Source organism: Bacillus sp. hwrm1, assembly GCF_040207805.1.
GTDB classification, from domain to species: Bacteria; Bacillota; Bacilli; order Bacillales; family Bacillaceae; genus Bacillus; species Bacillus velezensis.
Genome location: NZ_CP157943.1, coordinates 713,012 through 736,070 on the forward strand (window position 1 = coordinate 713,012; position 23,059 = coordinate 736,070).

Genomic DNA, 23,059 nt, shown 5'->3' on the forward strand with positions numbered 1-23,059 from the left:
GAGACTTGCGATAGGGAGGAATGGATGATGGATTTGCAGTTGAAAGGAAAGACGGCGCTTGTGACGGGATCTACGTCAGGCATCGGGAAGGCGATTGCGGCTTCGCTGATTGCAGAAGGTGCGGCTGTGATCATTAACGGACGCCGTGAAGAAAAGGTGAACGAAACGATCCGGGAACTAGAGAAACAGACGCCGGATGCCCGTCTCTATCCGGCCGCATTTGATTTAGGCACGGCGGAAGGATGCGGCGCGATTTTTCAGCAGTACCCTGATGTGGATATTCTCGTCAACAATTTAGGAATCTTTGAACCTGCGGAATACTTTGATATTCCTGACGAAGAGTGGCTCCGGTTTTTCGAGGTGAATATCATGAGCGGCGTGAGGCTGACACGCCGGTATGCAAAGCGGATGATTGAACGGAAGGAAGGGCGGGTGATTTTTATCGCGAGTGAAGCGGCCGTCATGCCTTCTCAGGAAATGGCCCATTACAGCGCTACGAAAACAACGCAGCTGTCGCTGTCACGCAGTCTGGCCGAGCTCACGGAAGGGACGAATGTGACGGTGAATACGGTCATGCCCGGCTCCACGAAAACAGAGGGCGTCGAAACAATGCTCGAGTCGCTTTATCCCGGTGAAAACCTGACCGCGGCGGAGGCGGAGAGACGATTTATGAAGGAGAATCGTCCGACGTCGATCATTCAGCGATTGATCCGTCCGGAAGAAATCGCCCACTTTGTCGCCTTTTTAAGCAGCCCGCTGTCGTCTGCCATTAACGGATCTGCATTGCGGATCGACGGCGGCTTGGTGCGGAGCATTATATAAGATGAATATACAAAAACCCCCGCAAAGTGGCGGGGGTTTTTGTAATGCGGATCACGCTGAAAACCGGCCGATGATCCTGCTGATTAAATCTTTTGTGGCACAGTCAAAATGCTCTTCTTTCTGGTTTGTCAACAGCCCGACCGGCGGTGAAATTGTTAAGTTATGGATCGGAATGACCTTCGTGCCCTCGATCGGTTCTGAGTGCGCCGTCGCCGTAAAGATTGAGACGCCGATATTTTCCCTGACATAGTATTGGTGAGCCATGCTGCTGGTCAGCTCCATTTTTCGATAGCGGCTGCCGATGGACCGCTGCAGGTGCTGTTCAATTTGAATCCGGATCGGGCAATTGGCGGGCGTAAAAATCAGGCATTCATTTTCTAAGTCTTCGAGATTGATGCTTGCTTTGGCGGCAAGGGGATGTCTGTCGGACACGATGACATTGAGCGAGTCATGGAAAAACGGATCGAAATAATTCTCCAGAATCAGCTCCGGCTCGCCGCATACGGCAAAATCAATGGCGCCCTCCAGCAGTTTGCGGCTGCATGTATTGGCATCATCCACGCTGACATTGACCGACATGTCAGGATAATCATCTAAAAACCCCCGCAGTACGGCAGGGAAGATCAGGCTTGCCGTCGGTTCGGATATGCCGATGTGAATAAGGCCGGCCTGCCCCTGTCTGATGTCGGCCAGAGTATGGTCAAGCACCTCGTATTGCGCGAGAAGCTGCCCGGCCCGCTCATGAAACAGCCGCCCCGCCCTTGTCAGCTTCAGCTTCTTTCCCCGTTCAAACAGCTGCGCGCCTACATCCTGTTCCAGCTGTTTAATCCGCATTGAAATCGTCGGCTGTGAGTAGTTCAGAATTTCGGCGGCTTTATAAAAGCTGCCTGACTGTACGATCGTATGGAACGTTTTAATGGTGCGTAATTCCAACGAAATCCCCTCCCGGCTGTTCATTAATTTTCTTGAACCTTTCCTTTACTTTTTTTGATTAGTCAAATAAATCAGTTTGCTTTATAGTATAAACAATCAAAGCTTAGTAAACAAATTGGAATTATATATTTTTGCGGGGAGAGTGACCGGAATGAGTGAAGACATATTTCGATTGGCTGAGAAAAAGGATGCGCCGGAGTTTTTAGAGCTGCTGTACAGCGCGTTTCAGCCGATCCGCAATTTGGAGATTGACTGGCCGTCGGCGCGGGCCGACATCGATATGGTAACAGAAAATATTGAAAATCATTCAGCCGTCGTGCTCGAACGGGACGGACGGCTTCTTTCAACCATTACGATCCGTTTTCCGTGGGAGAGTGACACGCCTCCGTCAAAATATCCGTTCGTCTGGTGGTTTGCGACGCTTCCTGAGCTGAAGGGGCAGGGCATCGGCAGCAAACTTTTGACTTATGTGGAGGAACACGTGCTGCGGGATACGCTGAAGGCCCCGGCCATCACGCTCGGCACTTCGGCGCGCAAGCATCCCTGGCTTGTAGATATGTACAGACGGAGGGGGTATGAAGTGTATTTTGAGCAGGAGAAAGACGGAGACATCGGAGTCATGATGAGAAAGGTGCTCATACCGGAGCGGTTTGACGCGTCGCTGTTAGGCACACCGAGCTGGGCGCAATGATAAAAAAACGGATCAGAGCCGGCTGTCTGCTTCTGCTGCTCGGCGTGCTGGCCGGGTGCGGGCAAGGAGAAAGCACAAAAGCGGGGAGCGGCGTGCAGACCGTCATTGTCGGCACGGGAACTGATTTTCCGAACATTGCTTTTATGGATGAAAAAGGCGAGCTGACCGGCTATGACATTGAAGTGATGAAAGCCATTGATAAACAGCTGCCGCAATACAAATTTGTCTTTAAGACGATGGATTTTTCGAATCTGCTTACAAGTCTCGGAAACCGGAAAATTGACGTGATCGCGCACAATATGGCGAAAAATAAGGAACGGGAGAAACGCTTTTTGTATCACAAAATCCCGTATAACTACTCGCCGATGTACATCACGGTGAAGGCGGATAATGACGCGATACACACGCTCCGGGATTTAAAAGGGAAAACCGTCATCGTCGGCGCGACGTCAAACGCGGCGGATTATATGACGGCATACAACAAAACCCACGGCAGCCCGATACATTTGAAATACGCCGGGCAGGGCAGCAGTGATACAGCAAACCAAATGGAGACAGGACGCGCTGACGCCACCGTATCCACGCCGTTTGCCGTCGATTTTCAAAATAAGACGCACGCGTTCAAACAAAAGACGGTCGGTGATGTGCTGCTGGATACCGAGGTGTATTTTATGTTCAATAAAAACAGCCAAACCCTGGCGGACGATACGGATCGGGCGATTCAAAAGCTGGAGAAGGACGGCACATTGAAAAGGCTGAGTGAAAAATGGCTCGGCGCGGATTATTCAAAATCAAGTTTCACGAAATAATTGAAGCAGAAAACGGGGCGATCACATGAAAATAAGACTGGCGGTCATGTCATTAACAATTGCCGCAACGGCGGCGTTATCAGCCTGCGGCGCGGGCGGGGAGGCGGCATCAGGCAATCAGAAAAACGTGAAGAACATTACGGTCGGCACGGGAACTCAATTTCCGAATATTTGCTTTATTGACGATAAAGGCAAATTGACGGGCTACGACGTTGAGCTGGTGAAAGAGCTTGACAGGCGCCTGCCGGACTATCGTTTCACTTTTAAAACGATGGATTTCTCCAACCTGCTTGTCAGCCTCGGCCAGCATAAAGTCGATATCGTAGCCCATCAAATGGAGAAAAGCGCCGAACGGGAGAAAAAATTTCTGTTCAATCAAGTCGCGTATAACAACTTCCCGCTGAAAATCACGGTGCTTCAAGAAAACGGGAACATTCACGGCATTGATGACTTGAAAGGAAAGCGGGTCATTACGAGTCCGACGTCAAACGGCGCGCTTGTGCTGAAAAAATGGAATGAAAAACACGGCAGTCCGTTTGAAATTTCTTATGCCGGCCAAGGCTCCAACGATGCGGCCAATCAGCTGAAATCCGGCCGCGCCGATGCGACGATTTCTACGCCGTTTGCCGTCGATTTCCAAAACAAAACGAGCGCGATCAAAGAAAAAACGGTCGGCGGGGTGCTGTCAAATGCCAAAGTGTTCTTTATGTTTAACAAAAATGAACAAACGCTGAGCGATGACATTGATAAAGCCCTGCAGGAAATCATTGATGACGGCACGCTTAAAAAGCTGAGTGAAAAGTGGCTCGGTGCGGATTATTCAAAGGAGCAATATTAAGTGAAAAAGAGAGGGATCGGCAATGGAAAAAGCGTTTGATATCAGTATGATCGCGTCCTTTGTGCCGACATTGCTCGGGTATTTGCCCGTCACGCTGTATATATTGGCGGTGTCTCTGCTGTTCGGCTTTCTATTGGGGCTGCTTTTGGCGCTGCCCCGCATCTATCGCATTCCCGTTTTGAATCAGTTTGCGAAGCTGTATATCTCTTTTTTCAGAGGAACGCCCATCATGGTGCAGCTGTTCATTGTATTTTACGGTATTCCGGCGCTCACGGCGCTCGCCGGAATTGATACCTCCAAAATGGACCCTTTGTATGCGGCCATCGCCACGTACGCGCTGAGCAGCGCGGCAAGAGCGGCCGAAATCATCAGGGGAGGTGTGAACAGCGTCGACCGCGGGCAGGCGGAGGCTGCTTTCAGCATCGGGCTGAACGGGGGGCAGACATTCCGGCGCATCATTCTGCCGCAGGCGCTTGTGCAGGCCTTTCCCAACATCGGAAATATGGTGATCGGTTTCTTAAAAGATACATCACTCGCTTTTTCGATCGGGGTGATGGATATGTCGGGCAGAGGACAGACCTTGATTACATCGAGCAATCATTCTTTAGAAGTGTATATCTCGCTTTCTGTTCTGTATTATGCGGCCGCCCTTTTATTTGAATGTGTCTTCAGATGGGCCGAAAAACGAATCAAGAAAGATGAGACGCGCCTTGTGACGGTTTTTGACATGAGCGCGCACGGCTGAAAAGGAGGGAGAACAGTGGAGCTGGATATTCCATTTATCGGCACTGCGATCAAACAAATGATGAAAACCGTTCCGCTTACATTGGCAATGACGGTCATTCCGATTATTGCCGGATTTTTCATAGCTCTCGGCAATATCACGGTGCGTATATTCCGCATCAAATGGCTGCTGGCCTGCTCATCGTTTTACGTGTCTTTTTTTCGCAGCACCCCGGCGATTCTCCATATTATGCTGATTTATTTAGGGGTTCCGCTGATTGCCGATCAATTCAGCCGCGCGTTTCATCTCGGCTGGTCGGCCAATCAGATTCCGGTCGCCGTGTTTGTCATCATGGCACTGTCATTAACGGCAGGCGCTTATATGACGGAAATTCTCCGTTCCGGGATCATGGCCGTCGATACGGGGCAGGCGGAGGCGGCATATTCAATCGGCTTGACGCGGGGCCAGATGATTTGGCGCGTGGTTCTGCCGCAGGCGTTCATGATATCGCTGCCGAACTTCACCAACATAGGCATCGGCTTTTTGCATACCACTTCCATCGCGACCATTGTTGCGGTGCCTGAAATTACAGGAACGGCGACGATTGCGGCATCCGATAACTATGCATTTCTGGAAGCATTTATCGGGGCTGCCGTGATTTATTGGGGATTAACGCTGATTCTCGAAGCTGTAAACAGTCTGGCGGAAAAAAGGGCAGCCAGATATCAAGGAGGCGCATTATGATCGAAATTCGAAACATTCAGAAACATTTTGGCGGTCATCACGTGCTAAAGGGGATCAATTTAAGTGTCCGGAAAGGAGAAGTCGTGACCATCATCGGCCCGAGCGGTTCCGGGAAAACCACTTTTCTGCGCTGCCTTAATTTACTTGAGCGGCCGGATGAGGGCGCCATTTCGCTGCACGGTGAAGTCATTAACTGCAAAAAGCCTGCCAAAAAAGACATTCTCAGACTGAGGAAACAGACGGCGATGGTTTTTCAGCAATATCATTTGTTTTCGCATAAAACGGCGATTCAAAATGTTATGGAAGGCCTGACGATCGCAAGGAAAATGAAAAAAACAGATGCGTACGCCATTGCCGAGCGGGAACTGGCCAAGGTGGGGCTTCAGGATAAATTGCACGCCTATCCGAATCAGCTGTCGGGAGGACAAAAGCAGCGGGTCGGAATTGCCAGGGCGCTTGCCATTCATCCTGATGTGATGCTGTTTGATGAACCGACCGCAGCCCTCGATCCGGAGCTTGTCGGCGAGGTGCTCGAGGTGATGCTTAACATTGTGCGGACCGGCGCCACCATGATCATTGTTACTCATGAAATGGAATTCGCCAGAAGAGTGTCCGACCAAATTGTGTTTATGGATGAAGGAGCAATCGTGGAACAAGGAACGCCTGAGGAAGTCTTTTACAAGACGAAAAAAGAAAGAACGAAGAAGTTCCTCCGCCGCGTGCTGCCTGATTACGGTTATGACATAAAAGAGCGCATAAAGGAGCCTGTCGTATGATTCGTTTAAGCATTTTAGACCAAAGTGTCACCGCGGAAAACCAAACCGCAGAAGAAGCCTTGCGGCAAACGGTGAGATTGGCTCAGGAGGCCGAACAATACGGATATGACCGTTTCTGGGCGGCGGAGCATCATAACAATGAAGAGATAGCGGGATCAGCGCCGGAAATTGTTCTGGGGTATCTTGCCGCAAGCACGAAAAAAATCCGTCTCGCGTCCGGCGGGGTGATGCTGCAGCATTACAGTCCTTATAAAGTGGCAGAGCAGTTCCGGGTTCTGTCCGCTCTTGCTCCCGGCCGTGTGGCGCTTGGTGTCGGCAAAGCGCCCGGCGGATTTCAGCTGTCAACCGATGCGCTGCAGCGGGAGCTTATCCAGCCCGCCCGTTTATTTGAAGAAAAGCTTGAGGAGCTGACTCATTTCATCCGAAATGATTTTCCGGACTCGCACCGCTACGCGTCATTGCGGCCGGCGCCGCATACTGAGTATGCGCCTGACCTCTTTTTGCTCGGCGGCAGCGCGGAAAGCGCGATATCCGCGGCCAAACTCGGCATTTCCTTCGTTTTCGCCTATTTCATAAACGGTGAAGAGGCTGCGTTAGAAAAAGCGCGCCACGCCTTTGACGAGCATCTGCCGAAAGGATCGAAGGCGGAGTTTCACCTTGCGCCGATGGTCTTTACCGCGCATACAAAAGCAGAAGCGGAAAAACACGTGGTATCGCGTGAGTCGGTCAAAATCATTCTCGAAGACGGCAAAAAGGTGAATGTCGGTTCCCGGGAACAAGCGGAAGCGTTTCTTGAACAAGTCACGCAGCCGTATAAGCTGATTACACAAAAGACGGGTGTGATTGCCGGGACAAAAGAAGAGACTGCCGCCGAGCTGCGACGATTATCCGTTCAATACAGCATTACTGATTTTGTGATTTTGTCGCCTATCAAAAACGCTGAGGAAAAACGATTGTCTTACCGGCTGTTAAGCGAAGCGGTGCAGCCGGCCCCGCAATTATAGGAGGGATGAACATGAGTTATGAAGTAAACGTTGTGGTCTGGAGCAAACAGGGCTGCTCCTATTGCGATGAAGTGAAAGGATATTTGCGGGAAAATGCCGTTGCATACGAAACAATTGATGTGACAGAACGGGACGAATTGCGTGACGTGCTGCAGACGAAGTACGGCATCCGTCATGTTCCCGTCGTTGAAATCGGCAGCGGTGACAGCCGTGTGTATCAGGCCGTTACTCAAGTCGGCATTGAACATGTAGAACGGGCGCTTGCCGATTACGAGGGGAAAAAGGGGGAGAGAAAATGAGCCGGACGGATCTTATTCAATTCGGAGCCATGATTCACGGTATCGGCGGCACAACGGACGGCTGGCGTCATCCCGACGCCGATCCGACAGCAAGCACGAATGCGGCGTTTTACAGGCAAAAAGCGCAGACTGCTGAAAGAGGGCTGTTCAGCTTTGCTTTTATTGCGGACGGCTTGTTCATTTCTGAAAAGTCCATCCCGCATTTCTTAAATCGGTTTGAGCCGATCACTATCTTATCGGCGCTTGCCGCCTCTACAACCCATCTTGGTTTAATCGGCACATTTTCCACATCGTTCACTGAGCCGTTCACCATCGCAAGACAGCTGATGTCTCTTGACCATATCAGCGGCGGCCGGGCGGGCTGGAATCTCGTCACCTCTCCGCAGGCGGGAGCCGCGCGCAATCACAGCAAAGAAAGCCTTCCCGACCACAGCCGGCGCTACGCCATCGCCCAGGAACATGTGGACGTGGTGCGCGGTCTGTGGAATTCCTGGGAAGAAGATGCCTTCGTCCGCAACAAAGAAACCGGGCAGTTTTTTGACCCTGACAAACTGCATCGCCTGTATCACAAAGGCGAGTATTTTCAAGTGGAGGGTCCGCTGAATATCGGCCGATCCAAACAGGGAGAGCCGGTCGTTTTCCAAGCGGGGTCTTCAGAAACCGGCCGGTCGTTTGCCGCGAGGAATGCAGATGCAGTCTTTACGCACTCCAATTCACTTGAGGAAACGAAGGCTTTTTATGATGATGTGAAGAAGCGGGCGGCGGATTACGGCCGGGACGCTTCCAAGCTGCGGATTTTTCCGGGAATCAGTCCGATTATAGCCGGCTCACAAGAAGAAGCGGAAGCGAAATACCAAGAATTCGCCGAGCTGATTCCGATAGAGAACGCCGTTAAATATGTGGCCAGATTTTTTGACGATTATGATCTGAGCCGTTTTCCGCTGGATGAGCCGTTTCCTGATTTGGGCGACGTCGGGAAAAACGCGTTTCAAAGCACGACAGACCGTATCAAAAGGGAGGCGAAAGCCCGGAATCTTACGTTGCGTCAAGTGGCGCGCGAAGCCGCGTTTCCGCGAACCCATTTTATCGGCACACCTGAACGTGTAGCGTCATTAATTGAAACATGGTTTCAGCGGGAAGCGGCGGACGGGTTTATCATTCACTCTGACATCCCGGGCATGCTTGAAGCCTTTGTGGATCATGTCATACCAATCCTCCAGGAAAAGGGGCTGTACCGAAAAAGCTATCCGGCCGATACACTGCGGGGGAATCTCGGGTTGGATATTCCGGTCTGTAAATCAAACCCGATTTTGAGCAGAAACTAAATGTTTCTGCTTTTTCTGCTGCTTGCCATTCCCGTCATTAAAGGGATCCCGCCAGCATTTTGGATAAGAAAAGAGCCGATTTACCCCGTTAACCGTTAAGAGTAAATCGGCTCTTTATTATTTAAAAGACGTAAGGAATGAAAACCTGCTGAATGCAATCCTTCAAACTTATATTCCCTAAGAAATTGTTATAAAAATAAGTTAAATCTTTAAGAGGTTAGCAATATTTCCGCCTAGTACTCGTTGTACGACTTCTTCACTTGAAGCATGGCGTTCAACTGCCAACTTATTTAGGAATGGATCACCATATGGAAAATCAGAACTAAATAAAGTTTTCTCTGGGAGTTCTTTTATAGCCAAAGATAATGCATAGGTTGTATAAAATGCAGAAATATCTAGGTAGGCGTTCTTTGTTTCTTTTGTTAATGCAATAACTTGCTGCCAATGAATCCCTCCCAAATGGCCATAGATTACAGGGACAGTGGGATATTTACGAGTTAAAGCGAACAATTCCTGAATATCATTTAAATTGAGTGGATGGAATGTATGCACCCAAATCGGAAAGGAATTATAATCACTAGCTGCCTGGAATACAGGCTCAAGCATTTTAATTTGGCCTGAACCAAGGGTGAATTCTCCAAGTCCCTTCATTTTATAATCTTTTACAATCTTCTCAACCCAATCATGCAGTTCTCCGGAGGAACTTAAAAGGGGAACTGATCCAAATCCAATAAAACGGTCAGGATATTTTGCGATAGCATCCCTCAATTCTTCTAAAGCTTTTGATCGTGCTTCTAGGGGATTTATTTCGTTATTTAAAATTTGATTCAGTACATCCATTTCCTGAATAAATTCATCGTAGCTTTCACTTTTTTCTGGATGAACAAGCGTAGAGAATAAAATAGTTTTATCTATCCCGCTTGAATCCATCATTTCAATGTGTTTTTCTACAGGTAGAACTACGTGGGCATGACTATCAATAATCATTTTTTACTCTCCTTCCAATAAATTGGATGACAGCTGATTTCGTCTTTTAGAAAATACTTCAGTAGCTATTGTTAAAATGGTATTTAATGCGACAGGAAAGCCTGCATAAATTAACATTTGCATCATAGCTTCCACAATTTCTTCTTCGGTCCATCCGACATTTAAAGCTCCGTTAATATAAAATTTTAATTGTTCCGTATTACCTAAAGCAGTCAGACCAGCAACTGCTGCAAGAAGGCGGGATTTTAAATCTAATCCCGGTCTGGAAAAAATTTGACCGTAATTAAATTCCACAGCCAAAGTTCCCAAGTCAGGTGCTGCTGAATCTTTAAAACTGTTTACGATATTTTGATAGTTGTGCGGATCAATTTTTGATAGAACTTCCAATCCCTTTTTGTAGTTTTCTATATTTTCAGACATTAGATATGACTTCCTTTCTCGAATTCTCTATTTTTTACTGTTCTTTTTTTAGGTAAGCTAAATAAGGAACTAAAAGCAATACCTATCATGAGTATCCCAACTGTACATACTCCATTCCAATGCCATTTGCTCCAAGCAAGTACACCTAGATATGATCCTAAAGATCCGCCTAAGAATGTAGATACCATGTATAAACCATTTAATCTGCTTCTCTTTTCAGGAGATAGTTGAAAGATAGCAGCTTGACAAGCAACTTGATTTGCTTGCGTGCCAACTGTTACTAATAGTGCGCCAAGAATTAATCCCGGTAACCAATATCCTAAGAATATTAAGGTCAGAAAAGCGATTAAAGAAATAAACATACATAAGGTATTAGCAAATTTTGATCCTTTTTTATCGATCACCCGGCCAATCATGGGAGTTGCAAAGGCTCCAGCTATTCCCACTAAACCTATTAAACCTGCCGCGGTGCTCCCATAAGAATAAGGAGAAGTATTTAATAAAAAAATAAGAGTTGTCCAGAAGGCACTAAAGGAACCAAACATCATTCCTTGACTCAGGCAAGCTTTTTGCAACACTTTTTCTTTTTTAAATAACGGGCCTAAAGATGCAAGTAATGTTTTATACTGCATTGCATGATTTCCTTTGCTTTTTGGAAGATACATTGCCATTAAAATGATCATTATCATTGTGCCAGCAAAAGAAGCCCAATACATTGATCTCCATCCAAAATGGGAATCTGCAAAACCACTGATAAATCGAGCGCCTAAAATCCCACACACTAAGCCAATGGCAACATTCCCTAACACTTTTCCTCTGTTCTCTTCTGAAGCTAAATTAGCAGCAAGAGGAACAATAATTTGAGGGACTATGGTAACAAATCCAAGAATTAAGTTTGCTGCAATCAGCCACGTTACATTCATTGATAAAGCAGTTGCGGCTAAAATTATACATACAATAGATAATAAACTTAGGATCAATTTTCTCCGTTCAAAAATGTCACCTAATGGTACCAATAAAAGATTTCCCAATGCATATCCCACTTGAGTTAAAGTTGCTACAATTCCTATATAGTTTTCAGAAACGTGAAAAGTATTTGCCATACTGACTAAGAGCGTTTGATTTAAATAGACATTAGCTACTGTAAAACCACATGCTGCAGCCATGAGGAGAACTAATCCTTTTGGGAAAGGCTCAGCCCTATTTTTGAAAACCATAAAACTCACCTCCTTCATTTATTAGAATAGATGAAGGTTTATAATGGGAATAGGAGTGTGTTTATCCTATTATTAAAACTACTACTTATAAGGGGAGATGTTCATGTTAAGTGACAAAGAAAGAAGGAAAGAACTAGGGGATTTCTTAAAAACACGACGGGCGCGATTATCTCCTCAAGACTTTGGTTTACCTATTGGTCCGCGCAGAAAAACAGAAGGACTGCGCCGAGAAGAAGCAGCTCAGCTGGCAGGAATAGGAGTAACCTGGTATACATGGTTAGAGCAAGGGCGTGATATACAGGTATCTTCAGACGTATTGGAGGCTATTTCGCGTGTATTCAGGTTAAATGAAGAGGAAAAAGAGCATCTATTTTTATTAGCAAATCGGCCATTGGTATCTAAGGTGGGAAGACCTCTCGTTGAAAGTGTAAATAGCGTCCTGAAAAATGTATTGAGTCAATTAGAATACTGCCCTACATATGTAACCGACGAAAAATTGAACATAGTAAGCTGGAATAAAGCTGCTGCCGTGGTTTTTGGTGACTTTAATAAAATGAATGATCGAGATCGTAATGCAGTCTGGCGTTGTTTTACGTCTAAAGAATACCGAGACCTCTTTCTTAATTGGGAAGATCATGCGCAACGCTTGATTGCTCAATTTCGTTTAGCCTATACACGTTTTGTCGGTGATGAGTGGTTTAAAGATATCATTAAAGAACTTACCAATAAGAGCCCTGAGTTTCGTAATTGGTGGTCCAAACATGAAGTTCTAGGTACTCCTTGCGGCAAAAAAACACTGCTGCATCCTTTAGTTGGAGAAATGATTATGGATCATATTACTCTTCAAGTGTACGATGCCCCTGAACTAAAATTAACCATTTACCAACCTCGCCAAGAAGGTGAAACAGAACAGAAAATGAAGCATTTGTTAAACTGGCAAGCAGACCTGCAATAAAAGAGTGTGATAAATTCGAACGTATGAAGCGGAATTCGTTTGTCTCTAATATAAGAGCAGGAACATTTTGCATGGATAAATTCCACACAACTGTCTGAAATGAAACAGCCGATTTAGGCTTAACATGGTCAAAATCGGTCTTTTCTTTGTCGAAATTTGAAAAAAATATACTGATTTCGAGATATTATTGTTGCGAAAAGATTTTTTTGTAACTATAATTATTACAGAACTGATCAGTATAAAAAAACATTCATATTTCATAATAAATGTGTGTGTAATCTGAAAACGAAAGGGCTGTTTACAATGGCAAAAGTACTTTATATCACTGCTCATCCTCATGATGAAAAGACATCTTACAGCATGGCGACAGGAAAAGCGTTTATCGATTCTTATAAAGAATCAAACCCGAATGATGAGGTTGTACATATCGACCTTTACAAAGAGAACATTCCTCATATCGACGCGGATGTATTCAGCGGCTGGGGGAAACTTCAATCCGGCACAGGTTTTGAAGAGCTTTCTGAAAACGAAAAAGCGAAAGTCAGCCGTCTGAACGAGCTGAGCGATCAATTCGCGGCAGCTGACAAATACGTATTCGTCACACCGCTTTGGAACTTCTCATTCCCGCCTGTTATGAAAGCGTACCTTGATTCTGTGGCTGTAGCCGGAAAATCATTCAAATATACAGAGCAAGGCCCGATCGGTCTGTTGACAGACAAAAAAGCGCTCCACATTCAGGCGCGCGGAGGCTATTACTCTGAAGGACCGGCGGCTGACATGGAAATGGGCCACCGTTACATCGGCATCATGATGAACTTCTTCGGCGTTCCTTCTTTTGACGGATTAATCGTTGAAGGCCATAATGCTGAACCGAATAAAGCACAGCAAATTAAAGAAGATGCGATTGCCCGCGCGAAAGAAGCCGGAAAATCATTCTGATCTTAAAAAAACCTCCCCGCCGTACGGCTGGGAGGTTTTTCATATTAAAGGGCAATCGTCCGTTTTTGTTCGCTGCTTTTCATCGCCGCTTCAATGACACGGATGACATCGATGCCTTCTTTTGCCGTAACGGGAAGCGGTTTTCCGTTTAAGATGCTGTCTGCCAGCAGTTTGTAGTACGTAAGGTAAGAGCCGTTCTCAGAGGGGATTGTTTCTGTATGCCGTTTTTCATCCGCTGCGATTGTCAGCTCTCCGAAGTTGTCAGGATCATCGGCGCCCCAGCTGTCGTCAATCGGCTTTTTGCCCGCTGAAAGCGCATCTTCCTGTCCATCCATTCCGTATTTGATAAAGCTTGCATTCCGTCCGTGAATCTGATAGCGCGGGCCGCTTGCCGCATTCATGGAGCCGGATTGAAGAATGACCTGAAGTTTGCCGTAATGGAGCGCGGCCAGAAAATTATCAACGGTTTCACTGTTGTCCCGCTGTTTCATCACATGTGCGGTGACGGATTCCGGCATTCCGAAAAGCAGAAGTGTCTGGTCAATAATATGTGAACCGAGATCATACAGCGTTCCCGTGGCGGGTCCGTTCTTTTCGCGCCATTTTTCCTGTACAACCGGGTTGTATAGATCGTAGCTGACTTGATATGTATGAATGTCTTGAAGCGCCCCGTCCCGAATCAGCTTTTGTATTGTTAAAAAGTCATTGTCCCAGCGCCGGTTGTGGTACACGCTCAGCAAGACGCCTTTATTTTCAGCCGTTCTTCTCAGCTCCTCCGCTTCTGCTGAAGTCGCCGTCATCGGTTTTTCCACGACGGTGTGTTTTCCCGCCAGGAGACATTTCATCGCTGATTCATAATGCATTCCGCTCGGTGTCGTGACGATGACGAGATCAATGTCAGGATCACCGGTAATGTCTTCAATCGCGCGCACGGCTTCAGCCCCCGGCAGATCACGTTTGACCTCATCCGTTCTGGACGTCATGACTTTTTTGATCTGATAATCATCAAGGACGTCCAAAAGCGGCGCATGAAAAACTTTACCCGACAAACCATATCCCAATATGCCGACTTGTATCGTTTTCAATGAGTTTCCCCCTCTTGATAAGTGATAACATTATATACCCCGCGGGTGTACTGGTAAAACTTGTGTGTTGAAAATTTTTTACACCGGATTTTCAAGTCTGTATAATGAAGATAACGAAGAAAAAAACCGAGGTGGAAAATGGACAAACATACCGAGCATCAATCGTTAAATCATAAAAGCACCAAAGAAAAAGACCAGATCCTGAACCGGCTGAAACGGATTGAAGGCCAAGTCAGGGGCATTCAGAATATGGTGGATAACGAACGATACTGCGTGGATATTCTCGTGCAGATTTCAGCCGTACAGGCGGCCATGCAGAAAGTCGCGTTTCATCTGCTGGAAGATCACGCCCATCACTGCGTAGCCGGCGCCATTGAGAGCGGAAACGGGGAGCAGGCGATTGCCGAGCTGCTTGATGTTGTGAAAAAAATCGCAAAATCGTAAAATAAAATGTTTTGAAATACCCTACAGGGGTATGGTAACATGAAGAAGAAAAAACAAGACGTGGAGGGAATTATCATGGAACAAAAAACACTGCAAGTCGAAGGCATGTCATGTCAGCACTGCGTCAAAGCAGTAGAGACCGGAGTAGGAGAACTGAACGGAGTGACGGCGGTTCAGGTGAAATTGGAAGCCGGACAGGTGGATGTGACGTTTGATGAGAACAAAGTCTCCGTATCAGATATAAAAGACGCGATTGAAGATCAAGGGTATGACGTCGTATAGGGTTTATCGCGCTTCGGGAACGGGCGCGGTTTTCTTTTATGAAAATGATACCCCCTGGGGGTTTGTGAGAAGAGGTGAGGGCATTGAGTGAACCGAAAGAGATGACCATTCAAGTGGGAGGCATGACATGCGCCGCCTGCGCTTCAAGAATTGAAAAAGGGCTGAAACGGATGGACGGCGTCAATGACGCTTCCGTCAATCTTGCGCTTGAGACCTCAAATATTTCCTATCAGCCTGACAAAATCGAAGCTGGCGCCATAAAGGATAAAATTGAAAAACTCGGCTACCATGTTGTGACGGAAAAAGCCGAGTTTCAGATTGAAGGCATGACGTGCGCCGCTTGCGCCAATCGGATTGAAAAGCGCCTGAACAAAGTAGGGGGAGTTGACAGCGCACCGGTGAATTTCGCTTTGGAAACGGTCACCGTTGAATACAATCCGAAAGAGGTGACACCGAAAGAGCTGAAAGAGACCGTGGCAAAACTCGGCTACAGATTAGACGAGAAGCAAGCGGTTGATGGAGATGGCGGATTATCCCAAAAGGAGAAAGAGCAGCGAAAGCAGCTGATCAGGCTGATATTTTCTGCCGTTCTCTCCTTTCCGCTTCTATGGTCGATGGTCAGCCATTTTTCTTTTACTTCTTTTATCTGGATGCCGGATATCCTGATGAATCCGTGGCTGCAATTCGCGCTTGCCACCCCGGTGCAGCTCGTCATCGGCTGGCCTTTTTATATGGGAGCGTACAAGGCGCTGAGAAACAAAAGCGCCAATATGGATGTTCTCGTTGCGCTCGGAACGACGGCCGCTTACGCATACAGCCTGTACATGACGATTGCGTCTCTCGGACGAGACGGACATGTAGAGGGGCTTTATTATGAAACGAGCGCCATTTTGCTGACTTTGATTTTGCTTGGAAAGCTTTTAGAGATGAAAGCGAAAGGCCGCTCATCAGAAGCGATTAAAAAGTTAATGAAGCTTCAGGCGAAGACGGCGGCGGTTGAGCGGGAAGGGAAGGTACAGGTGATTCCGATTGACGAGGTCCGGACGGGGGATATCGTATATGTGAAACCGGGAGAACGTGTTCCTGTCGATGGCGAAGTGATTGAAGGCCATTCCGCAATTGATGAATCGATGATTACGGGGGAGAGCATGCCTGTCGATAAGTCTCCCGGAAGCACTGTCACCGGGGCGACGATCAATGCAAACGGCTTTCTCAAAATCAGAGCGGTGAATGTCGGGAAAGATACCGCGCTTGCACACATTATTAAAATCGTGGAAGAAGCCCAAGGATCAAAAGCCCCCATTCAGCGGCTCGCGGATCACATTTCAGGCATTTTCGTCCCTATTGTGCTGGGGCTGGCCGTGCTGACTTTTCTCATTTGGTATGTATGGGCGGCGCCGGGACAGTTTTCTGAAGCGATCGGCAAATTCATCGCCGTGCTTGTCATTGCCTGTCCGTGCGCACTCGGGCTCGCCACTCCGACGAGCATTATGGCGGGCTCCGGACGCGCAGCTGAATTCGGCATTCTCTTTAAAGGCGGAGAGCATTTAGAAAAAACACAGCGTCTGACGACCATCGTACTGGATAAAACAGGAACGGTGACAAACGGCAGACCGGTTCTGACAGACGCCGTACCGGCAGAGGGAATGAACGAAGAGGAACTCCTGCGGCTGGCGGCGGCCGCCGAAACGGGATCAGAGCACCCGCTTGGAGAAGCCATCGTGTCAGGAGCCGAAAAACGGGGGATTGCCATCCCGAAAATCACCCGGTTCCAAGCCCGGATCGGTTCCGGAATATACGCCGAGGCTGACGGCAGAACGATTCTAGCCGGATCAAGACGGCTGATGGAATCGGAACACATCGAACATGAGGCGCTGCTTCCGCACATGGCCCGCTTGGAGGCGGAAGGGAAAACGGTGATGATTATTGCGGCAGACGGCAAAGCGGCGGGGCTTATCGCAGTCGCCGATACAATCAAAGACACATCTCCGGCCGCGGTGAAACGCCTGAATGATATGGGGCTTGACGTCATCATGATGACCGGTGACAACAAAAAGACCGCGGAAGCCATTGCAAAAGCCGCGGGCATCGGCAGCGTGATCGCCGAAGTGCTTCCCGAACAAAAGGCGGCGGAAATTTCCCGGCTGCAAAAAGAAGGCCGGCGCGTGGCGATGGTCGGTGACGGCATCAATGATGCTCCGGCGCTGGCTGTGGCCGATATCGGAATGGCCATCGGCACCGGCACAGATATCGCAATGGAAGCGGCGGATATTACGCTGATCCGCGGTGACCTGAACGGCATTGCCGACGCCATCGGCATGAGCAGGCTGACCATGAGAAACATCAAGCAGAATTTAGGCTGGGCATTGGGATACAACAGCATCGGCATTCCGATTGCGGCGTCCGGCTTTCTGGCCCCGTGGGTAGCAGGCGCTGCCATGGCGTTCAGCTCAGTATCGGTCGTGCTTAATGCTTTGCGTTTACAGAAGGTGAAAAAAGACAAAATGGGCTGAGGCCTGTTTTGTCTTTTTTATTGACACTTTATTCAAAGCCTGCATATAATAGAGAAAACACATATATGAGTATATGTTCATATATATAAATTCGTTTAGCTGTATTGATGTTATGGGAATCCTATTACGGAAAGTAGGGTGAGTCGAAAATGAAAGCAGCCAAAGGTGAATTTGTATTAGACGGACTTGATTGCAGCAACTGTGCAAAAAAAATAGAAAACGGCGTAAAAGCCATTGACGGCATAGACGGCTGTGCTGTCAATTTTGCGGCAAGCACCATCACGGTCTCAGCCGGCGGCAAAAACGAGCAATGGATGAAAGACGAAGTCGCGAAAAAAGTAAAGTCCATTGATCCTCATGTGACCGTTCGTTCGAAGCACGAAGACAAACCCGGCGAGGATGAATACCGCAAAAAGCTGCAGCTGATGTTAGTGAGGTTGGCTGCGGGAGCCGTTTTGGCCGTCATCGCTTACTTCGCGCACACGGGCGCCGTCCTTGAGTTTCTGCTCTTTTTTGCTTCGTATTTGATTATCGGCGGCGATATCGTAGCCAGAGCGGGAAAAAACATTGTCCGCGGCCAGGTATTTGATGAGCATTTTCTGATGGCGCTTGCCACGATCGGCGCATTTATGATTCATCAGTATCCGGAAGGCGTCGCGGTCATGCTGTTCTACCAAATCGGTGAATTGTTTCAGGGAGCGGCCGTCAGCCGATCCAGAAAATCGATCAGCGCGTTATTGGACATCCGTCCTGAGTACGCCAATGTGAAAACGGAAAACGGCATGACTGCCGTTCCGCCGCAGGACGTCAAAGTCGGACAGGTCATCGTCGTGAATCCCGGAGAACGGATTCCGTTGGACGGAAAGGTGCTGAGCGGTTCTTCGATGGTTGATACATCCGCTTTAACGGGCGAATCCGTGCCGAGAAAAGCGGAGCTGGGGCAAGATGTGATGGCCGGATTTATGAATCAGAACGGCGTGCTTCATATTGAAACCTCTAAAGGATATGAAGACTCTGCCGTGTCAAAAATATTGGATCTGGTCGAAAATGCGGCCGGACGCAAAGCGAAAACGGAAAACTTTATTACGAAGTTTGCCAAGTACTATACACCGGCCGTTGTCATTGTTGCGGTGCTTCTCGCCTTTTTACCGCCGCTTCTCGTGCCTTCAGCCGCGCTATCCGACTGGGTGTACCGCGCGCTGATTTTCCTTGTGATTTCTTGTCCGTGCGCACTCGTCGTCTCCATTCCGCTCGGGTTTTTCGGCGGTATCGGAGCTGCGTCTAAAGCAGGGGTGCTCGTGAAAGGAAGCAACTATTTAGAAGCGCTCAATCAGGTGGCATACGCCGTGTTTGATAAAACGGGAACCTTAACGAAAGGCAATTTCGCCGTTACTGATATCAAACCGGCGGCGGGATTTACGAAAGACAGCCTGCTTCATGCGGCTGCGCTTGCGGAAGTCCATTCCAATCATCCGATAGCTTCTTCCATCCGTGAAGCTTACAATCAACCGCTCTCGGCTGAGAAGATTGAAGAATATGAAGAAATGCCCGGACACGGCATTCGGGTGAAAACCGGCGGATCAACGATTTTAGCCGGAAATCAAAAACTGATGGCAAAAGAACAAATCGCTTCCGGCACAGCTGAAAACAACGGAACCGTTGTCTATGTCGCCGTTGATCAGCAGTATGCGGGGGCGATCGTGATCGCCGATGAAATCAAAGAGGACGCCAAACAGGCCATTGCCAATTTAAAAGCGCTCGGCGTGAAGCGGACAGTGATGCTGACGGGTGATTCAAAGCAGACCGGAGAAGCTGTCGGCCGAGAGCTCGGTATTGATGACGTGTACACAGAGCTTTTGCCGGGTGACAAGGTAGACCGCGTCGAAGAACTTGAAGCGGCGCTTTCACCGAATGAAAAACTGATGTTTGTCGGCGATGGGATTAATGATACGCCTGTGCTTGCCAGAGCTGACATTGGAGCTGCCATGGGGGCTCTCGGCTCTGATGCCGCCGTCGAAGCGGCCGATGTCGTCCTGATGACAGACCAGCCGTCAAAAGCAGCCGAAGCCATCCGGATTGCACGCCGAACACGCCGGATCGTCTGGCAGAACATCGGATTTGCTTTAGGCGTAAAAATCATTTTTCTCCTGCTTGGCGCATTCGGATTCGCCACCATGTGGGAAGCGGTCTTTTCAGATGTAGGCGTCACGCTGATCGCCGTTGCCAACGCGATGCGCGTCATGAGAGTGAAAGCGGAATAATTGTCAAAGATAATTCGTTTTTCAGGGTTTTCTTAAACAAGGTTGTCTTGGTAAAATAGAGAAGCGGGCCATCCGGCATCCGCTTCTTTTTTATTTTAAAAACAATGAGGTGTCTGAGTGAAAAAGAAACAATCGTCTGCAAAATTTGCGGTGATTCTGACGTTAATCGTTGTCGTTTTATTTGCGGCCATCGTAATTATTAACAACCAAACGGAAAAAGCGGGCGAAACAGTCGCCGAACAGCCTTCCATTAAAGGACAGCCCGTGCTCGGCAAAGACAGCGCCCCTGTTACGGTAGTTGAATTCGGAGATTACAAGTGTCCGTCATGCAAAGTATTTAACAGCGATATCTTTCCGAAAATCAAAAAAGGTTTTATCGATAAAGGCGACGTGAAATTTTCATTTGTGAACGTCATGTACCACGGAAGCGGCTCGCGTCTGGCGGCTCTTGCTTCAGAAGAGGTGTGGAAGGAAGACCCGGCATCATTCTGGGCATTCCATGAAAAGCTGTTTGAACAGCAGCCGTCAAGCGAACAGGAATGGGTCACGCCTGCATTGCTTGAAAAAACGGTCAAAAGCACCGCGAAAAAGGTTGATCCTGACAAGCTGAAGGAAAACCTTGATAAAGAGACATTTGCAAAAGAGCTGAAAGCTGACACTGACCTGAATGATAAATTAAACATTACGGCGACACCGACAATTTACGTAAATGACAAAGTGATTAAAGAATTCTCTGATTATGATGAGATTTCAAAAACGATTAAGAAAGAGCTGAAAAATGAAAAATAGAATCGTATTTTTATATGCTTCTTGGGTGATAGCTCTTGCTGCCATGCTCGGCAGCCTATATTTCAGCGAGATCAGAAAATTCATACCGTGCGAGCTGTGCTGGTATCAAAGAATTCTCATGTACCCGCTTGTCCTGATTTTAGGAATCGCCACCTTCCAGGGTGACACACGCGTAAAAAAATACGTGCTGCCGATGGCCGTCATCGGCGCGTTTATATCGATCATGCATTACCTTGAGCAGAAGGTGCCCGGTTTCAGCGGCATCAAGCCGTGTGTCTACGGCGTGCCTTGCTCATCTGAATATATTAACTGGTTCGGTTTCATTACCATTCCTTTCCTGGCATTGACGGCATTTATTCTCATTATTATCTGCATGTGTTTTGTCAAAACGGAACGCACGGCAAAATAAAGAGCCTGCTCCATGGGAGCGGCTCTTTTTCTATTATTTGTACCAAGCTTTGTTTGTCTCAATCTGTCTGTTATGGGAGCTGTCCCAAATATCCACGGAATAGGCATAATCATAATTCATGACGCAGCGGATGCCGCTGCCTTGGGCGTCATGCTGAAGTCCGAAGTTATGGGAAAACTCGTGCTGTGCCGCTTTCGCCGTGTTGGCCGTTCCTTGATCAAGGTTCACGCTGAAAGCCGGGCCGCTCGGTTTGCCGTTATATACATACGCGATACCGCCGGCGTCAAAACTTGATTTTGCGGTAAAACCGACGACAAAATGATAATTTTGATTTCTGAAGCTGCCTTGGAGATTCGATAAAATCTGAGAACTGTTTGAGCCCGAGGAATTCCAAGCCTGCACGGCCTGTACGACGAAATCAATGTTGTGATCACGGTTAAAAGCAACATCCGCCTGCTCCACGATCTGGACGATTCGCGTTTGCCAGTCGCTGTATTTGGCGCGGTATTCAGCGTCCGCCACCGCCAGCACTCTGACCTTCTGGCTGCCCGTGCTGGCTTTAGTCGAGGCTTTATCCTGACTGACATTGGCATTGAATCGTTTCGTGCCGACCTGCTTGCCGTTTTCATCCAGAATTTTTGTGTCAACCGTCTGTTCGACTTGGACCGGGCCCTTCAGATCTTTAAAATGATCGGCTTTCGGAAGCGGGTCCGTATACACCGTTTTCGCCGGCTCCGCATGAGTGTGCGAATGCGTATGGCTTTCGGCTGACGGCAGGCCGGGAATTAATCCGGCGGCCAATAAAACAGGAAAAACAAGTGAACTGATTTTCATCTCATAACCCCCTTTTTGTTAGAGAAAGTATTCAATGAAACTTCCAATAAACCTCCCAAAATAGTATAAAATAGGTAAATGTTCTTGCTCCCAGCCGTTGCGAGTGAGGTTGTCCCGGGTTAGGAATCAGAATCTTTCAAAAATAAGGTTGATTTTAAGAGAAAGCGATTATAAAATCTAATGGTCGTCAGAAAATTTAACAAATAAAAAGGAGCATATGGAATGGCCTGGGAGCTGCTTAGTGTAATCGGCATCATTGCGTTTGCGGTCAGCGGAGCGATTGTTGCGATGGAAGAGGAGTATGATATTTTAGGCGTGTACATCTTGGGGATTGTAACGGCGTTCGGCGGAGGAGCGATCCGAAATCTGCTGATCGGTGTTCCGGTCTCCGCCTTGTGGGAGCAAGGCGCGTTTTTTCAAATCGCTCTCGCATCAGTTACGATTGTCTTTTTGTTTCCGAAGCTGCTGTTAAGACATTGGAGTAAATGGGGCAACCTATCCGATGCCATCGGGCTTTCGGCGTTTGCCATCCAAGGCGCTTTATATGCCGTGAAAATGGGCCATCCGCTCAGTGCGGTGATTGCGGCAGCGGTCCTCACCGGCAGCGGGGGCGGCATCATACGGGATTTGCTCGCGGGCAGGAAGCCGCTTGTGCTCAAGGCGGAAATTTATGCAGTCTGGGCCGCGCTCGGAGGGTTAATCGTGGGCCTCGGCTGGGCCGGGGATGCCGCCGGTTTGTATGTGCTGTTTCTTGTGCTTGTGGCATGCCGCATCTGCAGTTATGTGTTCAGGTGGCGCCTGCCGAATCGTTCCTATCATATAGATCAGTAAAAAACCGATTTCACAAACGAAATCGGTTTTTTTTCATAACGGCTTCTGATAAAAAAAGACGCCCGATATGATAAGAAAAAGGGTATTTGACCATAATGCTGAATAATATGTTGCATATATGTTTGTAT

25 protein-coding genes are annotated in these 23,059 nt (G+C 47.9%); 19 read left to right on the plus strand and 6 right to left on the minus strand.

All coding sequences use genetic code 11. The features are described 5' to 3' along the window. Nucleotides 1–27 precede the first annotated feature (27 nt). Entirely contained in the window at nucleotides 28–822 is a 795-nt protein-coding gene (locus ABK447_RS03670; RefSeq protein ID WP_015418226.1) for an SDR family NAD(P)-dependent oxidoreductase, read from the plus strand. A gap of 51 nt (nucleotides 823–873) precedes the next feature. Here the strand turns inward: ABK447_RS03670 and ABK447_RS03675 are convergent, their stop codons facing one another. Next, complete coding sequence (locus ABK447_RS03675; protein WP_023357134.1) at nucleotides 874–1,755, minus strand: LysR family transcriptional regulator; 882 nt, start codon at nucleotides 1,753–1,755, stop codon at nucleotides 874–876. Between the two features lie 151 nt (nucleotides 1,756–1,906). On the opposite strand from ABK447_RS03675, the gene ABK447_RS03680 reads away from it, so the two are divergent. The 9 genes from ABK447_RS03680 to ABK447_RS03720 are packed head-to-tail and all read left to right on the plus strand — an operon-like array spanning nucleotide 1,907 to nucleotide 8,965. Next, nucleotides 1,907–2,446, plus strand: a complete 540-nt coding sequence (locus tag ABK447_RS03680) for a GNAT family N-acetyltransferase (RefSeq protein ID WP_003151702.1) — start codon at nucleotides 1,907–1,909, stop codon at nucleotides 2,444–2,446. After that, complete coding sequence (locus tag ABK447_RS03685) at nucleotides 2,443–3,255, plus strand: amino acid ABC transporter substrate-binding protein (RefSeq protein ID WP_069007348.1); 813 nt, start codon at nucleotides 2,443–2,445, stop codon at nucleotides 3,253–3,255. Before ABK447_RS03680 ends, ABK447_RS03685 begins: the two co-directional genes overlap by 4 nt. Nucleotides 3,256–3,280: 25 nt before the next feature. Then, nucleotides 3,281–4,093, plus strand: a complete 813-nt coding sequence (locus ABK447_RS03690; RefSeq protein ID WP_025285272.1) for an amino acid ABC transporter substrate-binding protein — start codon at nucleotides 3,281–3,283, stop codon at nucleotides 4,091–4,093. Nucleotides 4,094–4,115: 22 nt separating this feature from the next. Continuing rightward, complete coding sequence (locus ABK447_RS03695; RefSeq protein ID WP_007409997.1) at nucleotides 4,116–4,838, plus strand: amino acid ABC transporter permease; 723 nt, start codon at nucleotides 4,116–4,118, stop codon at nucleotides 4,836–4,838. A gap of 15 nt (nucleotides 4,839–4,853) precedes the next feature. Next, on the plus strand, nucleotides 4,854–5,561 hold the full coding sequence (locus ABK447_RS03700; protein WP_094031287.1) for an amino acid ABC transporter permease: 708 nt from the start codon (nucleotides 4,854–4,856) through the stop codon (nucleotides 5,559–5,561). After that, nucleotides 5,558–6,337 carry an amino acid ABC transporter ATP-binding protein gene (locus ABK447_RS03705; RefSeq protein ID WP_094031286.1) on the plus strand — a complete coding sequence of 260 codons (780 nt, stop codon included), beginning with the start codon at nucleotides 5,558–5,560 and terminating at the stop codon, nucleotides 6,335–6,337. Before ABK447_RS03700 ends, ABK447_RS03705 begins: the two co-directional genes overlap by 4 nt. Continuing rightward, nucleotides 6,334–7,341, plus strand: a complete 1,008-nt coding sequence (locus tag ABK447_RS03710) for an LLM class flavin-dependent oxidoreductase (RefSeq protein WP_012118455.1) — start codon at nucleotides 6,334–6,336, stop codon at nucleotides 7,339–7,341. The genes ABK447_RS03705 and ABK447_RS03710 overlap by 4 nt, the downstream gene beginning before the upstream one ends. 11 nt (nucleotides 7,342–7,352) lie before the next feature. Next, entirely contained in the window at nucleotides 7,353–7,640 is a 288-nt protein-coding gene (locus ABK447_RS03715; protein ID WP_012118454.1) for a glutaredoxin family protein, read from the plus strand. Next, the gene (locus tag ABK447_RS03720) at nucleotides 7,637–8,965 is read left to right on the plus strand and encodes an LLM class flavin-dependent oxidoreductase (RefSeq protein WP_094031285.1); all 1,329 of its coding nucleotides are present in this window, start codon (nucleotides 7,637–7,639) and stop codon (nucleotides 8,963–8,965) included. Before ABK447_RS03715 ends, ABK447_RS03720 begins: the two co-directional genes overlap by 4 nt. Before the next feature lie 201 nt (nucleotides 8,966–9,166). On the opposite strand, the gene ABK447_RS03725 is transcribed toward ABK447_RS03720, so the two are convergent. Genes ABK447_RS03725 through ABK447_RS03735 form a run of 3 tightly spaced genes read right to left on the minus strand, consistent with a single transcriptional unit; the run spans nucleotide 9,167 to nucleotide 11,589 of the window. After that, nucleotides 9,167–9,952 carry an amidohydrolase family protein gene (locus ABK447_RS03725; RefSeq protein WP_094031284.1) on the minus strand — a complete coding sequence of 262 codons (786 nt, stop codon included), beginning with the start codon at nucleotides 9,950–9,952 and terminating at the stop codon, nucleotides 9,167–9,169. 3 nt (nucleotides 9,953–9,955) lie between these two features. Beyond that, on the minus strand, nucleotides 9,956–10,372 hold the full coding sequence (locus tag ABK447_RS03730; RefSeq protein ID WP_094031283.1) for a carboxymuconolactone decarboxylase family protein: 417 nt from the start codon (nucleotides 10,370–10,372) through the stop codon (nucleotides 9,956–9,958). Next, a complete protein-coding gene (locus ABK447_RS03735; RefSeq protein ID WP_100001609.1) occupies nucleotides 10,372–11,589 on the minus strand; it encodes an MFS transporter in 1,218 nt (405 codons plus the stop codon). The genes ABK447_RS03730 and ABK447_RS03735 overlap by 1 nt, the downstream gene beginning before the upstream one ends. A gap of 103 nt (nucleotides 11,590–11,692) precedes the next feature. On the opposite strand from ABK447_RS03735, the gene ABK447_RS03740 reads away from it, so the two are divergent. Both ABK447_RS03740 and ABK447_RS03745 read left to right on the plus strand, forming a co-directional pair. Next, a complete protein-coding gene (locus ABK447_RS03740; protein WP_094031281.1) occupies nucleotides 11,693–12,544 on the plus strand; it encodes a helix-turn-helix transcriptional regulator in 852 nt (283 codons plus the stop codon). A gap of 303 nt (nucleotides 12,545–12,847) precedes the next feature. After that, on the plus strand, nucleotides 12,848–13,483 hold the full coding sequence (locus ABK447_RS03745) for an FMN-dependent NADH-azoreductase (protein WP_015240584.1): 636 nt from the start codon (nucleotides 12,848–12,850) through the stop codon (nucleotides 13,481–13,483). 44 nt (nucleotides 13,484–13,527) lie between these two features. On the opposite strand, the gene ABK447_RS03750 is transcribed toward ABK447_RS03745, so the two are convergent. Beyond that, nucleotides 13,528–14,568: an oxidoreductase gene (locus ABK447_RS03750; protein ID WP_059367827.1), complete on the minus strand. Its 1,041-nt coding sequence runs from the start codon at nucleotides 14,566–14,568 to the stop codon at nucleotides 13,528–13,530. 138 nt (nucleotides 14,569–14,706) lie between these two features. On the opposite strand from ABK447_RS03750, the gene csoR reads away from it, so the two are divergent. The 6 genes from csoR (at nucleotide 14,707) to ABK447_RS03780 (ending at nucleotide 21,266) form a co-directional block, all read left to right on the plus strand. Continuing rightward, the gene (gene csoR, locus ABK447_RS03755) at nucleotides 14,707–15,012 is read left to right on the plus strand and encodes a copper-sensing transcriptional repressor CsoR (protein WP_025285265.1); all 306 of its coding nucleotides are present in this window, start codon (nucleotides 14,707–14,709) and stop codon (nucleotides 15,010–15,012) included. Nucleotides 15,013–15,087: 75 nt separating this feature from the next. Further along, a complete protein-coding gene (gene copZ / locus ABK447_RS03760) occupies nucleotides 15,088–15,294 on the plus strand; it encodes a copper chaperone CopZ (protein ID WP_015240581.1) in 207 nt (68 codons plus the stop codon). Between the two features lie 83 nt (nucleotides 15,295–15,377). Continuing rightward, nucleotides 15,378–17,807, plus strand: coding sequence for a heavy metal translocating P-type ATPase (locus ABK447_RS03765; protein ID WP_094031280.1), 2,430 nt, complete (start codon nucleotides 15,378–15,380; stop codon nucleotides 17,805–17,807). Nucleotides 17,808–17,956: 149 nt separating this feature from the next. Beyond that, nucleotides 17,957–20,068, plus strand: coding sequence for a heavy metal translocating P-type ATPase (locus ABK447_RS03770; RefSeq protein ID WP_094031279.1), 2,112 nt, complete (start codon nucleotides 17,957–17,959; stop codon nucleotides 20,066–20,068). 117 nt (nucleotides 20,069–20,185) lie between these two features. Continuing rightward, nucleotides 20,186–20,857, plus strand: a complete 672-nt coding sequence (locus ABK447_RS03775; RefSeq protein ID WP_094031278.1) for a DsbA family protein — start codon at nucleotides 20,186–20,188, stop codon at nucleotides 20,855–20,857. After that, nucleotides 20,847–21,266: a disulfide oxidoreductase gene (locus tag ABK447_RS03780; RefSeq protein WP_007410015.1), complete on the plus strand. Its 420-nt coding sequence runs from the start codon at nucleotides 20,847–20,849 to the stop codon at nucleotides 21,264–21,266. Before ABK447_RS03775 ends, ABK447_RS03780 begins: the two co-directional genes overlap by 11 nt. 33 nt (nucleotides 21,267–21,299) lie before the next feature. Here ABK447_RS03780 and ABK447_RS03785 read toward each other — a convergent pair whose 3' ends face one another. Continuing rightward, entirely contained in the window at nucleotides 21,300–22,100 is an 801-nt protein-coding gene (locus tag ABK447_RS03785) for a zinc-dependent metalloprotease (protein WP_015418210.1), read from the minus strand. A gap of 222 nt (nucleotides 22,101–22,322) precedes the next feature. Between ABK447_RS03785 and ABK447_RS03790 the strand changes: the two genes are divergently transcribed. Beyond that, the gene (locus tag ABK447_RS03790; protein ID WP_007410017.1) at nucleotides 22,323–22,931 is read left to right on the plus strand and encodes a trimeric intracellular cation channel family protein; all 609 of its coding nucleotides are present in this window, start codon (nucleotides 22,323–22,325) and stop codon (nucleotides 22,929–22,931) included. Nucleotides 22,932–23,059 lie beyond the last annotated feature (128 nt).